The organism is Alteromonas sp. ASW11-130 (genome assembly GCF_026183735.1).
Classification (GTDB): Bacteria; Pseudomonadota; Gammaproteobacteria; order Enterobacterales; family Alteromonadaceae; genus Alteromonas.
The window spans coordinates 365,110-379,139 of the sequence record NZ_JAPFRE010000015.1 but is presented as its reverse complement, the minus strand read 5'-3'; the positions used below and the strand labels follow the sequence as shown (position 1 = coordinate 379,139).

Genomic DNA, 14,030 nt, shown 5'->3' with positions numbered 1-14,030 from the left:
AGGTTCAAGGTCACTTCCAGTAGACCAGGTCTTGATTGAGTGCTTTAAATACCTTCATTTGCGTATCACGTTTTTTATTTCTATGCTTTTTTTTCTAATAGAATGGGTTCTAAGCTCTGGTTGGAGAAAGGAATGGAGCAACTAAACATAGTTTTGACCGTGGTGGGTGGCACGGTATTACTTTTTGGTATGTTTAGCCGTGTCATCAATCGTTCCTTGGTTACTATCCCGATGCTCGCATTTTTTACGGGAATAATATTAGGCCCGTTAGGAATAGATGTACTCGATCCGGAAAGCTGGGGAGATACCAATAAAATACTGATGGAAAGTGCAAGGATAACCTTAGGGATTAGCTTGATGGCTATCGCTTTGCGCATTCCAAAAAACTATTTATTTACTCAGCGACGCTCACTTACCATCATACTTGGCATCGGTATGCCGTGTATGTTTCTCATCAGTAGTGCATTAGCTCACTGGATGTTTGGGGTACCTTTCATACTGGCTATGTTGATAGGTGCAACAATATCTCCTACAGATCCCGTGGTAGCTAGCTCGATTGTTACAGGCGGGTTGGCTAAAGCGCACTTGCCCGAACAGGTGCGAAACGGCCTTTCTGCAGAATCAGCCCTAAACGATGGACTAGCTTATCCTTTTGCAATATTCCCACTATTGTTCCTTGATTCGACTTTAAAGCAGCCACTCTTTACCGGAGTAATAAAGGTAGTGGGGTGGGAAGTGGGTGGGGGCGTATTGCTCGGTATTCTTTTAGGGTGGGGCACAGGGAAGGCTTTATTAATGGCGGAAAAAAAGAAGTCGCTCGATCACTCCGCCTTTCTTGCTACTACGCTCGCGTTAACCCTAGCCATCCTCGGGTTAGCTGAGTTATGCAATACAAATAGTGTGCTTGCGGTGTTTATCGGCGGGGTAGCGTTTAGTAAATTAGTGAAGGGGAGTGAGCGAGCTAAAGAAAATAAAATTCAAGAGACGGTAAACCTGTTTTTTACCCTTCCCATTTTTATCTTATTCGGTCTTATGCTGCCTGTAGAAAAATGGGTAGAACTTGGTGGTGTCTGTATAGCGTTTATTATCACTATATTCTTACTCAGACGGATCCCGGTTATTTTAACTATTTATAGACTTACATCACTGTGGAAGGGGTGGAAAACCGCCCTTCTTTGCGGCCACTTTGGCCCGATGGGAATATCGGCCTTGTTCTACTCAATGCTGGTAGTTGAAAGAGGTGGCTATGAAATTATTTGGACCGTGGGAAGTTTAGTCGTCGCAGCATCAATAATTATACACGGTATTAGTGTCACGCCCATTGTGCGTCATTGGCAGAAAACGTAAATAGCCATAACGAACGGTGCATTAAAACTAAAGATGATGGCAACGCTACTGGCGCGCGCGGCACCGATACAAAATAGCTGTGTCTCTAACCGCGCTGGTTATTCGCAAATGGGTTACTTCTAACGAATAGCTTTTTGTCGTATGGTGGAGGAAGAGCGTTTTTCTAAATTTTATTGGGAGGTAGGGCATCGCTTCGAGAGTCAATATACGCAAACGCAAACTTGGCGGCGAAGGTGCTGTACGTATCAATCCACATGATACTGCATCAAGTTAAGTCGACGGTACCTTATTAAAACCTCACAAGCTTACACGGAAAGATATACGTCCTCTTTTAGATAGAATTTATATTTTTTTCAGTAGCTTATCTGGTTGGCTACGTAGTCCAGCTAGAATTTATTCGCGGTTCATTCCACACGAACTCTTCAACGTTATAGTGGATAGCTAATAAAATTTTTTCGTGCTTAAGAAAAGCCCGGCAACCAGTCGGTGAAAACGGGGTCTAAACCGAGTTGGTGTATTACCCGCTTCATTTGCGCAACGGAACGGCCATCGTCAGTATCAAATTGCTTAAGGGTGTTGGCAGGCTGGCCGTAGCCTCCGGGTTGGGTCTGAGAGGCGGCCGAGATGTGAGTAATGCCCAATGGTATGACGTTATTGCGAAAATTCGCTGACTCGCGAGTAGACAGCGTCAGCTCAGCGTGCGGGTTTACGATGCGATGAGCGCAAATAAGCTGAACCAGTTGCCTGTCGGTGGGACCTTTCATCAAATTGTCATCGAGGTCACCCGTACAGGGTTGAATGCGCGGAAACGCAATAGATACACGGCTGCGCCAATATTGCTGTTGGATAGCGTGAGCATGAGCGGCAACAAATACACTATCGGTGCGCCAGTCTGATAAGCCTAAAAGCGCGCCTAACCCAATTTTATCCATTTTTGCTTCGCCAATTCTATCTGCCGTGTCTAAGCGAAAAGCAAAATCTGTCTTATTACCGCGCTGGTGGAACAAACTATAGCGTCTTGTATGATAGGTTTCCTGATATACCAATATGGCGTTCACACCTAGAGTACGTAGCTCTGTATAATCTTGCGTGGTTAGTGGCTGAACTTCCATGGTCAGGTAATCAAAATAAGATTTTAGGATGGGGATAACTTGTCGGAAATATTCCATACCCACTTTTTTCTCATGCTCCCCTGTCACGATGAGCAAGCTGTTGATACCCATCTGCTGAATTGCGCGGGCCTCTAATGCGACTTCTTCAAGGGTGAGCGTTTTACGTTTAATTCGGTTACTCATTGTAAATCCGCAATAGGTACATTCATTAGCACACACGTTAGACAGGTAAAGTGGAATAAAAAAAGACACCGTATTTCCGAATCTCTCGCGAGTAAGATGCACTGATTTGCGCGCCATGTCTTCCACATATAGCTCTGCTGCGGGTGACACTAAAGCCAGAAAATCATTCAGATCTGGCTTGCTTATAGTTAGTGCTTTCTCTACATCGGAAGCCCTTTTTGCGGCGATGGAAAGACTGATATCATCCCAGCTGAGAGATTTAAGTGAGTCTGCTACGTGCATGCCGGATCACTCAAAAATTGGGTGAGCGGGCTGGAAGCTAAGGCAGTTAAATGTGTTCTGGGTAATCCCGCTTCAAAGGCGTCTCTACCGGTTTTTATCGACTGCGCAAATACAGCCGCCATACGGATGGGGTCGTGTGCCGTGGCTATGGCAGTATTAACTAATATGGCATCCACGCCCATTTCCATTGCTGCCATCGCTTCACTGGGTTTGCCTATTCCCGCGTCGACAATTACCGGTATATTAGCTTGCTCAATAATAATGCGAAGAAACTCTTTTGTCAGTAAGCCGCGATTAGAGCCTATTGGCGCTGCAAGTGGCATAACAGCAGCGCAGCCCACTTCTTCTAGCCTTTTACACAATACCGGGTCGGCACCGCAGTAAGGCAGTACCACAAAACCTTCTTTCACCAATTGTTCTGCGGCAATCAGTGTTTCCATTGGGTCGGGTAACAGATAGCGCTGGTCGGGGTGAATTTCCAGTTTGACCCAATGAGTATCGAGTACAGCTCGTGCTAGATTGGCAGCATATATCGCCTGCTTCGCATTGGTAGCGCCAGATGTATTGGGCAATAATTCAATCGGTAGTTGTCGCAGACGAGCTAGCGTCTCATCCGGTTTACTCACATGTTCCACTCGCTTCATGGCGAGTGTCACTAGCTGACTACCACTTGCTTGAATTGCCTTAAACATACTATCGACACAGCGGAATTTTCCGGTGCCAGTGAATAGTCTACTGGTAAAGGTTTTGTTCGCGATAGTTAACATTTAGCCTCCTGCTACAACCTGAAAAACGTCTATTCGGTCTTGTTCTTTTAACTGGGTGGTCGACCATGCCTGCTTATGAATAACGGTTTGATTTAACGCCATCGCTATATTGTCTGGATTACACTGGAGTAACGTTGGAATGAAAGCTAAATCAATAGCATCGGCACAATTCATCACTTTGTCATTAACGATAATTTTCACTATTTGTCTCCACACACTGCACATTCAGACCGTTTAGGAATAGCGAATTGTTTCCACTGCATTTTTGAGCCGTCGAAAACGTGCAGCCGCCCCCAATCGAGTTGATTACTACCTGATAAATAATAAAGTGAAGCTAGCGCCTGATAATTGCCTGCCAACGCCACCACCGGGCCTAATATACCCTGACTTAGGCAGCTATTGCCGGTGTCTTGCTCTGGGGCATAAAGGCAGGCATAACACCCATGATTTTGCGCTGGGTTAAGCGCTACAAACTGTGCAAGACTCCCTGTGGCTGCACCAATAAAAAGGGGTTTCTTGTGTTTGTAAGAAAGCGAATTAATGATAAATCGTGTAGGAAGGTTATCGGTGCAATCAAGTACAATATCGACAAGCGGTATAAATGTCTCTAGCACTGCTTCATCGGCTTGATAGGTTAAGGCAGAAATTCGTCCAGTACTGTTAATTTGCAGAAGACGCCTGGCTGCGGACTCGGCCTTGTAGCTGCCGACATCACTTTCGACATAGAGCGGCTGACGGTGCAGGTTAGAAATATCGACTTTGTCATGATCCATTAGTAGAAGATGCCCCACACCACTGCCGACAAGATATTGCGCCGCCGCGCAGCCTAGCCCACCTGCACCGACAATCAATACGCTCGAATGTATTAGTTGTTGTTGTGCCAAATCGTTGAATGGGTCGACTAACAATTGCCGGCTGTAGCGTTGATAGGTTTCTTTAGTTAACATTTTCAGGCTCCTGCAAAAGCATACCTTGGAGATCGCGAGTAGCCTGAAGGGGCGCGCTGGCCTTTACAATGGCTGATACAACCGCAATACCATCCACTGCTGTTTTCGCCACTGATAAAAAGCGTTCTTTATTGATACCCCCTATCGCCACGGTAGGAATATCACCACAACACTTAACATACTCGGTTAGACGCTCGAGGCCTTGGGGAGCGGACGGCATATCTTTCGTTGTGGTAGCAAAGATATGACCAAGGGCAATATAAGACGGTTTTAATTGCAGCGCCCTTGCAAGCTCACAATAACCATGGGTCGAAATACCTAACCGCAACCCTGCATTGGCAATCGCTGCAAGGTCAGCAGCCTCCACATCTTCTTGACCAAGGTGTACACCGTAGGCGCCCGCTTCAATTGCTTCTTGCCAATAGTCATTTATAAACAGCTGACATCCGGTGTCTCTGGCAAGCAATACTGCTTCTTTTATTTGCGAAGAAATATCTATCGAAGAATTTTTAATGCGAAGTTGAAGGACATTTATTCCCGTTTGCAATAGTAGTTTTACCCATTCCACACTATCTACTATTGGGTAAAGCCCAATATTATCCTTGAGTAGGCGAGGAAAGCGGTAAACGGACAAAGCCGAAGGTGCGTCGACCAACGGCAAATATCGATGGTATGTTACGGGAGTATTGTTAATACTTTGCGCTTCGGCTACGTCAATAAAATTGCTGGCGAGTACACTTTTGGCTAAACACACCGCATCCTCAAGGATATGTTGTTTGGCGAGTGCGGCGCTAAGGGCACTAGCTAACCTGCATCCAGAGCCGCGCAACGTGGTGTTTTTAAGGCGCGGGGAAGTAAAACACACCTTTTGATTGGCCGCAATCAGCCAATCTGTGGCAGAAGGCTCCCAATGTGCATGCCCGCCTTTTATCAACACGGCATCGATCCCTACATTAATAAGTATTTTCGCAGCAGCAGTGGCCTGTGTCCGACTCGAAATATCTTGTTGAGCTAACCAGCTCAATTCGGCCACATTAGGGGTGATTATATCCACGTAAGTTAGGAGGGATAGGATAGCGCCACGTGAACAGAAAGAAAGCTGCAAGCCAGACGTTGTTCTGACAACGGGGTCGAATACGACTTTCAGAGTCGGGTTCTTCGCCTTGATATTCACCAGCGTGGGGAAGAGCGCATCAATTTGCTCATCATTCGCAAGAGCACCAATTTTAATAGACGCAGGTAGGGTTGCTTGTTGAGAAACAAGCTGTTGTTTGAACACGTCTATGGCAACGGGAGAAACAACTTGAGTTGCGTTATTGTCATTCTCCACCAGAGGTTGTGCCGTCACCATTGTCGCAATAGGGCAGGTGTGCACACCTAACGTGTCAGCAATAATGCAGTCTCGCGTCACTCCTGCGCCGCCGCTAGGGTCAAGCCCACCGATACTCCACATTATAGGGTGAGCTGACATTATTCGTGACCTGTTTCAGCAGGCTCATACAACGTTTCGGCGCCAGCGTTAAATGCCTCTGCCATCGCCCGCATGCCCGCTTTCATCTTGGTTTTCTTTTGTGCTTCGCCTTTGCGTACTTCCTGCGATAATTTCATTGAACAAAATTTGGGCCCACACATCGAACAAAAGTGGGCCACTTTACCTGATTCCTGGGGGATCGTTTCGTCGTGGTAAGCTCTTGCGGTATGGGGGTCGAGAGCCAAATTAAATTGGTCTTCCCAGCGAAATTCGAAGCGTGCTTTTGACATAGCATTGTCACGAATTTGCGCACCCGGATGACCTTTCGCTAAATCGGCAGCATGTGCGGCAATTCGATAAGCAATTAGCCCCTGCTTTACATCTTCTTTATTAGGCAAACCCAAGTGCTCTTTCGGTGTGACATAGCACAGCATGGCACAACCGTACCAACCAATCATGGCTGCCCCAATACCCGAGGTAAAATGGTCATAACCCGGCGCGATATCGGTGGTAAGTGGGCCTAACGTATAGAAGGGGGCTTCGTGACAATGCTTTAGCTGCTCATTCATATTTTCTTTAATCAAATGCATGGGAATATGTCCCGGCCCTTCAATAATTACCTGAACATCGTATTGCCACGCAATTTTGGTGAGCTCTCCGAGGGTGTGGAGCTCAGCAAATTGGGCTTCATCATTGGCATCAGCTATGGAGCCTGGGCGCAAGCCATCGCCCAGACTTAACGACACATCGTAAGCGGCGCAAATCTGGCAAATTTCGTCGAAATGGGTATATAAGAAGCTTTCTTCATGATGACTTAGGCACCACTTCGCCATAATTGCGCCGCCGCGTGAAACGATGCCAGTTAAACGTTTAGCGGTAAGTGGTATAAAAGAAAGACGTACGCCTGCATGGATAGTGAAGTAATCAACACCTTGTTCAGCCTGTTCAATCAAGGTATCCCTAAAAAGTTCCCAGGTGAGCTTTTCAGGCATGCCATTTACTTTTTCTAATGCTTGATAAATTGGCACCGTTCCAATGGGAACAGGAGAGTTACGTAACAACCATTCACGGGTTTCGTGGATGTTACGCCCGGTCGACAAATCCATCACCGTATCTGCCCCCCAACGCGTAGCCCACACCAGTTTTTCTACTTCTTCCTCAATGGACGAGGTGACCGCCGAATTACCTATATTGGCATTTACCTTCACTAAAAAGTTACGCCCGATAATCATAGGCTCTGATTCTGGATGATTAATATTGGCCGGTATAATCGCGCGACCTTCAGCGACTTCCTTGCGAACAAATTCTGGTGTAATCTCATTCGGAAGGTTTGCGCCAAAATCCTGCCCTGGATGTTGAGCGTTTAGCTTTTCATCTGAAATGCGAGCGCGGCCCATGTTTTCTCGAATAGCAATATACTCCATTTCGGGGGTAATTATTCCTCTTCGCGCATAGTGCATCTGTGTGACACACTTTCCGTTCAGGGCTTTCCTTGCTGAACGACGGTGACGAAAACGAAAGTCATCTAATGAAATATCTTGTTCCCGAGCCTGAGTATAAGTTGAATTGGATTGTTCAAGTTCGGACGTATCTTTGCGAGCCTCTATCCACTGTTGTCGCACAGGAATTAATCCTCGATGAACATCAATATCACAATCTGGATCACCATACGGGCCGGAGGTGTCGTAAACGGGAATGGGAGGATTACGCTCTACCTTTCCCTGTTCTAGCTGTGTATCCGTTTGATGGATCAGCCGCATAGCGACACGAATATCCGCACTGCTGCCTTGTTCGTAAAACCGGGAGGAGTTGGGAAACGCACTTCCAATAAGTTGATTAATAAATGATTGCGCCTGCTGGCGCTGTTTACGTTGGTTTGACATAGCATTTTCGCCCTATATAAATGGTTTGAATGCTTGTCAGGAGTTGTTGTAGGACAAATGAAAATAATCCCAGTAAGGCAAAGCAATTGCCGCACCGGTTTTATTTACCTTGTTCCCTTCGCAGGTATTAGCCTGATCAGGTTCAACGGATCCCGCTTTAGCGGTCTCAGCTTTGGTTGCAAAACGCAAAGCACTCCGACAAGTTGATAACACCTAGTATAAGTACCCTGCGAAGCAAAGATCAACCATTGCTGGAGTAAAAAAGAAAACTTTGGTAACCTTAATAAAAATCATTATTATTTAAGTTGTCGGTATGAGAGTTGACGCATCCCGTCATTGTCACGTTCTTTAGATTCGAGGCTTTTGGGTTGGAAACACTATGACATTGTGGGATTTATCAACAGGCGACCTCGCTACCGTATCTGGAATTGCTGAGGATGTCGCAGATAACGTAAAGCTGCGGCTGGTCGAAATGGGCATACAGAAAGGGCGCGATTTAAAGTGCGTGCGCAGAGGGCCATTCAATGGTCCTATTGTATTGCAGCTAGGTGGCAGCGTATTCGCCCTTGAGCAAGATATCGCCAAGAAAGTTGGGATTCGACAGTAAAACCCCTTTTAAAGCCGCTAACGAGGAACGTTTTTTTCATGCAACGAATTTTGATGGTGGGTAAGCCAAATTCGGGGAAAAGTCTGCTTTTCAATCAATTAACGGGCCTTCGTCAGAAAGTCGCAAATTATCCTGGCGTTACGGTTGAAGTAAAATGTGGAAAGTGTGAACAATATGAATTGGTGGATTTGCCCGGTACGTATTCACTAACCGGCATTACCCGCGACGAAGAGATTGCCGTTAACGAAATTACTCGTTGCATCACGCGCGATGACACCGCACTGATATTGTGTGTACTGGATGCATCGCGTTTAGAAAGAAGTTTTGTGTTAGCGCTGCAAGTTCAAAGGTTAGCCAAAAACCACAACAAAAACGTGCTGTTTGCAATTAATTTCATCGATGAAGTGCGCCGGCTTGGAGAAGATATCGACGTAGATGCATTATCGAAAGAGCTTGGTAGCCCAGTGATGGCCCTATCCGCTCGTTCCTTAGAGGGCTTGCACGAATTCAAACAATCGATGCTAAAACTAGCTCGCCAAAAAGCCGGTCATATTCCACATAAAGCGCTGGCTGATAATCAAAGTACAGTACCCCTCAGCCGTAAACTTGCCCATCGGTATGGTATACAATTTGATGTGGTGCTTAAAAATCAAAACCAGTTCGATCGTTTTTTACTGCATAGCTGGTCCGGCTGTCTTATATTTTCTGCGGTTATGTTTGTCTTGTTCCAGAGTATATTCACCTTAGCTGCTCCATTAATGGATGGCACAGAAGCTATCATTGAAAAGCTGGCTATCAGTGTTAGCTACGTTGCGCCTGAAGGTATTATTACTGATTTTCTGCATGACGCAGTATTCGGTGGGGTGGGGGCGTTTCTAGTATTTGTACCTCAAATTATGATGCTAACGCTTATCATAGGGCTACTGGAGGACAGCGGCTATTTAGCTCGCGCAGCACTTATATGCCATCGACCGTTAAGTTATGTGGGGTTGTCTGGACGAAGCTTTATTCCTTATTTATCAGGGCATGCATGCGCTATACCTGCCATTCTGGCCGCAAGAACCATCGAATCGCCACATAAACGGTTGATAACGATGCTGACTATTCCCCTTATGTCATGCTCTGCCAGGCTCCCCGTTTATGCACTGCTGGTGGCTGTACTAGTACCCGCAGAAGCCAGCTTTTTAGGCGTATTTAATTTACAAGGGGCGGCATTTTTTGGACTGTACTTCTTTGGTATTATTATTGCGCTGGTTGTGGCACAGCTGCTAAACCGATTATTGCCCCGCGACATAGAAAAATCTGATTTGCCATTTATCCTTGAACTACCTACCTATCGTTTGCCTCATTGGAAACCATTGATTCATAAAACACTAAATAGTGGGGTCGTTTTTATAAAAAGAGCAGCCCCTATCATCTTTTTGGTGTCAGTCGGTCTGTGGACACTAGGGTATTTCCCGGCTAACACCTCTCTTGAAGCCTCATGGCTGGGTCAAATCGGACAATTAGTCGAACCTGTTTTTGAGCCTATGGGGCTGGACTGGCGTTATGGCCTCGCCATTCTAATGTCTTTTCTGGCAAGGGAGGTGTTTGTGGGGGCATTGGGTACACTGTTAGGTATGGATGAGGCAGAAGACAATATCGCTGGCCTCGCCGAAAAAGTACAGACAGATGGACTTGCCCTAGGTGCAGGGCTTGGGCTGGTCTTATTCTACGTCGTTGCCCTGCAATGTGTCGCTACCGTGGCCGTCCTCAAGGGTGAAACGGGAAGTAGTAAACTTGCGTGGGCCTTATATATTGCTTATGGGGTTTTGGCGTATGGCATTGCGGTACTCGTGAATGCCGTTGTGTAAAGTTTTAAGGCTTTGACTGCCGCCCGTCATTTAATGGCTATATTTGCAATTTTTGCTAAATAGGCTACTGTTTTGTTTGTACTTTTTGTTAGGCAATAAAAGGATAAAAAATGAAAAACTTTCGTAGATTAGGTGCAGTAGCAAGCACGGCGTTACTGTTTTCAGGTATTACATTTGCTAACACTCATAATGATATTGACTGGGATACTACTGAGTTCTCGACAGAGACCTACTGTTTGCTTAAAAACGAACATGTGGATCCGCGCTACTTGAAAGCATATGCCGCCCGCCTGGATAAAACGCCGAGCAGAAAAACCTGCAAAGCGTTCACCAAATTTGCTAAGACTGTTACGCCTAAAGACTGGAATTATGAAGATAATAGACCCTACCCGGGTAGCGTTATCAGATTATCGCCACAGCAAGTAGAAAAGTTGAAAAAGGCAAAAAAAGCGCAGAAAAAATAAGCTCCCACTCGATAAAGAAGCCTGACTAACTGTCAGGCTTCATCTACTGCAAATCCCTTCTTATACAGCGAAAGTGCTTGAAGGTTGTCTTCTCTGCGTTCGCTAATCTTAGCAAGCATCAATAAGTCTTCTTTGTTTTCAGCTAATTTAACAGACCGCAGCAGTGCTTTTTCAGCCAAAACATCTTCTCCTGCATTGTAAGCAATATGCCCTAGCGTAGAGTAATAAGTGGCATTGGTGTCGTCCTGTTTAATCCATTCTTCTAATAGTTTTATTGACGAAGCAGGGTTGGGTAAGTAAAGCTCTTTCATTAATGGGAATAGGAACTCGTTAGGTCCTTTACGTTGCCAATTGACTAGACAGGTTTGCGCGTCCTGATGCATGCCTTGCTCAAGTAATTGACGAACATAAGCGCAGCGATACGCATCGTCGTTACGTAATTTACGAGGCAAGTTCTCCCAATGCGATTTGAGTTCAACGGCGCCATGTTTACTGGCAATTTCAGCAAATTTACCTTTCGCGATTCGTTGCGCCCACACGACATAATCATCTTTCAGCACATACTTCCAATGAGGAAGCTGGTCCTGAAGTTCTTGCCAATGGCCCAGACGTGCCATTGCTTCTGTTTTAAGGCGAATGACCTGTTTATGTTTAGCGTGTTTCGGCTCAAGTTCCTCCAGACGCTTTAGCGCACTTTCGTCTCGCCCTTCTTCCAAATCAAGGCGAGCCAATACCAGTTGAGCCGCCAACGTGGAGTCACGGTATTCCCCAGCCTGCTCTAACAATGTTCGCATACGTTCTTTCTCGCCCAAATGACGAGCTACTTGCGCAGCGGCCAGATAATTAACCCCATCAAAGTCGCCGTCAGTGGTTTTTCGAAAAGCGCCTTTCGCTTCTTCCAGCTCGCCTTCGGCAAGCGCCTGAAAGCCGCGATAAAAAGCTTTTTGGCGTTTACGTTTGCCCCAACTGCCAAACCAATGGTGTGAGCCGCGAAACAAGCTCCAAATTCGACTAAAGACGTAGCGTAGAATGTAAAGCAGAACCGCTGCAACAATCAGGCTGATGCATAAGCTTACCACGGTCATTTCTATGGTAAGTGTACCCATGGCTATCAGTACATACCCCTTATCGCCTATTACTTCTGGAGCCACAATCATGGCTGCAAGTAACAGGCAAATTGCGACAACAGCAATAATTAGCCACTTCATATTGCGCTGTCTCCTTTCCCAAATACGTTTTTCACGCGTTGTTCGAGGAGGGTTTCTAGCGGTGCTTGAGCCGCAAGTTTGTTGGGCAGCTCTTTGCTGACATCTGTAATTTGCAGATTCTCAATACCACTTAGCATGCCAACGACTTTACTGTCATCTTTATCAAACTTTTGCTCAAGTAGGGTCTTCGCATTATTAAGCGATTGTTGATAAAGCGTATGTTCAGAGCCCATTGCGGCTGATTGCGCCTGCATAAGTGCAAGTTTTAACTGTTCTCGATTAAGCCATTGTTGCTGCTCGCTCATCATCGGCTCAATGGGCTTGTCGGTACGTTTTACGCTGACAAAGTCATCAACAAGGGAGCGCCAGACGCGCTTGATGTTGGCCTTCCAGTCATCAACTGAGTCAGATACTTTTTCCTGTGTGGGATCTAGCGGACGTTCGAAGGTATCCAAAGGTAACTTATCAACTTGTGGTAGTAGTCCAGAAATCGCCAGGGCCACAGAGGTGCGGGATACGGGGTTGACCTGCTGTAGCGTTTGGATATCTTCGGCAATCAGCGCACGCACTGGTAATACCGATGGGTCAGAGAGCGATTTCAAACGTTTGTCCGCATTAACCAGTAGCATGATTGCGGTTCGAATATCTCTTTCCAACCAAACTTTGCGGCCGGCCATTCGCACCAGATAATCTGCCTCGGCAATTAGCCAGTCTGAAGGGCGTTTGCCTTCCAGATTTTGTAACTGAGTTAACGCCGACTCGGTTTGACGTTGCATAGTACGGCTGGTAGCAGTTAACTCATTTACTGCTTTGCCAAGCGCTTGGCGGCTTTGCTCCAACTGGCTAAGTTGTTGCTGTAAAGCGGCGTTATCCTGATTCAGCTTAGCTAGCCTATCTTGTTGGGCTTCTTGTGTCTTAACCAATTTTTCATGTGCAGTGACCAGCGTTTGGTTATTGTCTTGCTTGTTGTAAATGAACCAATAACCTGCTCCGCCCAGTCCAGCCACGCCCAATAAACAAATTAAAATCATCAACCAGAGCAAGGCATGAGAGCGAGGCTTTGAAGTAGTTTTTTTCTCAGATTCTTGCTTAGGGGGTATCGACGATGTAGTTTCGCGCTTCCCGGTAACCTGACCCTCAATAGCTGGCATTGTAGAGGATTCTTTATTGTTGTCTTTGTTGTCGGCCATCAGGACTCCCAGTTCTCTTGTACCCATTTTATAAGCGCCGCATCACTTGCGCCTTCAGCGATACCAACCGACTTGACGCCCTGGGAAATCAAGGTGTCTGCAATTCGTTGGCTTACCGTTAACCAGGGGGCACTGATTAACTTGTCTGAATCATAGTGTGTAAATAACGGCAGGGCCATTTCTACACTCGTTGTAATAATGCCTTTTACGTCGGTCCATCGCCATTGGTTTGATTCCACAGGTGGCGAAAGTAAATTTCGCCGATATACCGCGATTTCTGTGGGCGTAATTCCAATTTTAGTCAGTCTTTCAGCAAGATACTCTCTACCACCTTCTCCTTTCATGATAACCGCCTGACAATTTTTTGCATTATTCTTTCTCAACATGTCCAACATTCCCTCGGATGTGGGCACATTGGGCGTACTGATTGAAAATCCATGTTGCTTGAGTAAATTAGCAGTCGAATCACCAATTGCCACGCATTTGGCGTGTATATTCTGGGGAGAAATAGATTGCGCTAATATTTTTGCTGCAAACGTACTGGTAATAATAAGCCAGTCATCGCTAGCAAGATTTCTTAGCTTTGAGAAGGAAGCCTCGGCGATAACAAGTGGTTCAATATCCAGCGTTGCAATACCCGTTACGCTGATACCACGCGCAGCAAATTGCGCGCAGCTGGCTGCTAGCTTAGGGCGCGGGCGGGTGAGCAGATACAT

Annotated in this window: 13 protein-coding genes and 1 riboswitch; of the genes, 4 read left to right on the top strand and 9 right to left on the bottom strand. The window is 46.2% G+C overall.

Annotation, left to right across the window (positions count from 1 at the left end):
- Nucleotides 1-132 precede the first annotated feature (132 nt).
- Entirely contained in the window at nucleotides 133-1,347 is a 1,215-nt protein-coding gene (locus OPS28_RS04775) for a cation:proton antiporter domain-containing protein (protein WP_265608299.1), read from the top strand.
- Between the two features lie 461 nt (nucleotides 1,348-1,808).
- On the opposite strand, the gene thiH is transcribed toward OPS28_RS04775, so the two are convergent.
- Genes thiH through thiC form a run of 6 tightly spaced genes read right to left on the bottom strand, consistent with a single transcriptional unit; the run spans nucleotide 1,809 to nucleotide 7,992 of the window.
- Complete coding sequence (gene thiH, locus OPS28_RS04770) at nucleotides 1,809-2,924, bottom strand: 2-iminoacetate synthase ThiH (protein WP_265608298.1); 1,116 nt, start codon at nucleotides 2,922-2,924, stop codon at nucleotides 1,809-1,811.
- Nucleotides 2,915-3,691: a thiazole synthase gene (locus OPS28_RS04765; protein ID WP_265608297.1), complete on the bottom strand. Its 777-nt coding sequence runs from the start codon at nucleotides 3,689-3,691 to the stop codon at nucleotides 2,915-2,917. Before OPS28_RS04765 ends, thiH begins: the two co-directional genes overlap by 10 nt.
- Nucleotides 3,692-3,892 (bottom strand): sulfur carrier protein ThiS, encoded by a 201-nt coding sequence (thiS, locus tag OPS28_RS04760; protein WP_265608296.1) that lies wholly within the window; start codon nucleotides 3,890-3,892, stop codon nucleotides 3,692-3,694.
- Nucleotides 3,892-4,638 carry a HesA/MoeB/ThiF family protein gene (locus tag OPS28_RS04755; RefSeq protein WP_265608295.1) on the bottom strand — a complete coding sequence of 249 codons (747 nt, stop codon included), beginning with the start codon at nucleotides 4,636-4,638 and terminating at the stop codon, nucleotides 3,892-3,894. The genes thiS and OPS28_RS04755 overlap by 1 nt, the downstream gene beginning before the upstream one ends.
- On the bottom strand, nucleotides 4,628-6,109 hold the full coding sequence (gene thiE / locus OPS28_RS04750) for a thiamine phosphate synthase (protein ID WP_265608294.1): 1,482 nt from the start codon (nucleotides 6,107-6,109) through the stop codon (nucleotides 4,628-4,630). Before thiE ends, OPS28_RS04755 begins: the two co-directional genes overlap by 11 nt.
- A complete protein-coding gene (gene thiC, locus OPS28_RS04745) occupies nucleotides 6,109-7,992 on the bottom strand; it encodes a phosphomethylpyrimidine synthase ThiC (protein WP_265608293.1) in 1,884 nt (627 codons plus the stop codon). The genes thiE and thiC overlap by 1 nt, the downstream gene beginning before the upstream one ends.
- 96 nt (nucleotides 7,993-8,088) lie before the next feature.
- A riboswitch (TPP riboswitch) is annotated at nucleotides 8,089-8,200 on the bottom strand.
- Nucleotides 8,201-8,371: 171 nt separating this feature from the next.
- Between thiC and OPS28_RS04740 the strand changes: the two genes are divergently transcribed.
- The 3 genes from OPS28_RS04740 (at nucleotide 8,372) to OPS28_RS04730 (ending at nucleotide 10,916) form a co-directional block, all read left to right on the top strand.
- Nucleotides 8,372-8,599, top strand: a complete 228-nt coding sequence (locus OPS28_RS04740; protein ID WP_265608292.1) for a FeoA family protein — start codon at nucleotides 8,372-8,374, stop codon at nucleotides 8,597-8,599.
- Between the two features lie 38 nt (nucleotides 8,600-8,637).
- A complete protein-coding gene (gene feoB, locus OPS28_RS04735; RefSeq protein WP_265608291.1) occupies nucleotides 8,638-10,452 on the top strand; it encodes a ferrous iron transporter B in 1,815 nt (604 codons plus the stop codon).
- Nucleotides 10,453-10,562: 110 nt separating this feature from the next.
- The gene (locus OPS28_RS04730) at nucleotides 10,563-10,916 is read left to right on the top strand and encodes a hypothetical protein (RefSeq protein WP_265608290.1); all 354 of its coding nucleotides are present in this window, start codon (nucleotides 10,563-10,565) and stop codon (nucleotides 10,914-10,916) included.
- A 32-nt stretch (nucleotides 10,917-10,948) separates the two neighbouring features.
- Here OPS28_RS04730 and OPS28_RS04725 read toward each other — a convergent pair whose 3' ends face one another.
- From OPS28_RS04725 to OPS28_RS04715, 3 genes are read right to left on the bottom strand one after another with little or no spacing between them, the layout of a single operon-like run.
- Nucleotides 10,949-12,124 (bottom strand): heme biosynthesis HemY N-terminal domain-containing protein, encoded by a 1,176-nt coding sequence (locus tag OPS28_RS04725; RefSeq protein WP_265608289.1) that lies wholly within the window; start codon nucleotides 12,122-12,124, stop codon nucleotides 10,949-10,951.
- Nucleotides 12,121-13,314 (bottom strand): uroporphyrinogen-III C-methyltransferase, encoded by a 1,194-nt coding sequence (locus tag OPS28_RS04720; RefSeq protein WP_265608288.1) that lies wholly within the window; start codon nucleotides 13,312-13,314, stop codon nucleotides 12,121-12,123. The genes OPS28_RS04725 and OPS28_RS04720 overlap by 4 nt, the downstream gene beginning before the upstream one ends.
- Nucleotides 13,314-14,030 (bottom strand): uroporphyrinogen-III synthase, encoded by a 717-nt coding sequence (locus tag OPS28_RS04715; protein ID WP_265608287.1) that lies wholly within the window; start codon nucleotides 14,028-14,030, stop codon nucleotides 13,314-13,316. Before OPS28_RS04715 ends, OPS28_RS04720 begins: the two co-directional genes overlap by 1 nt.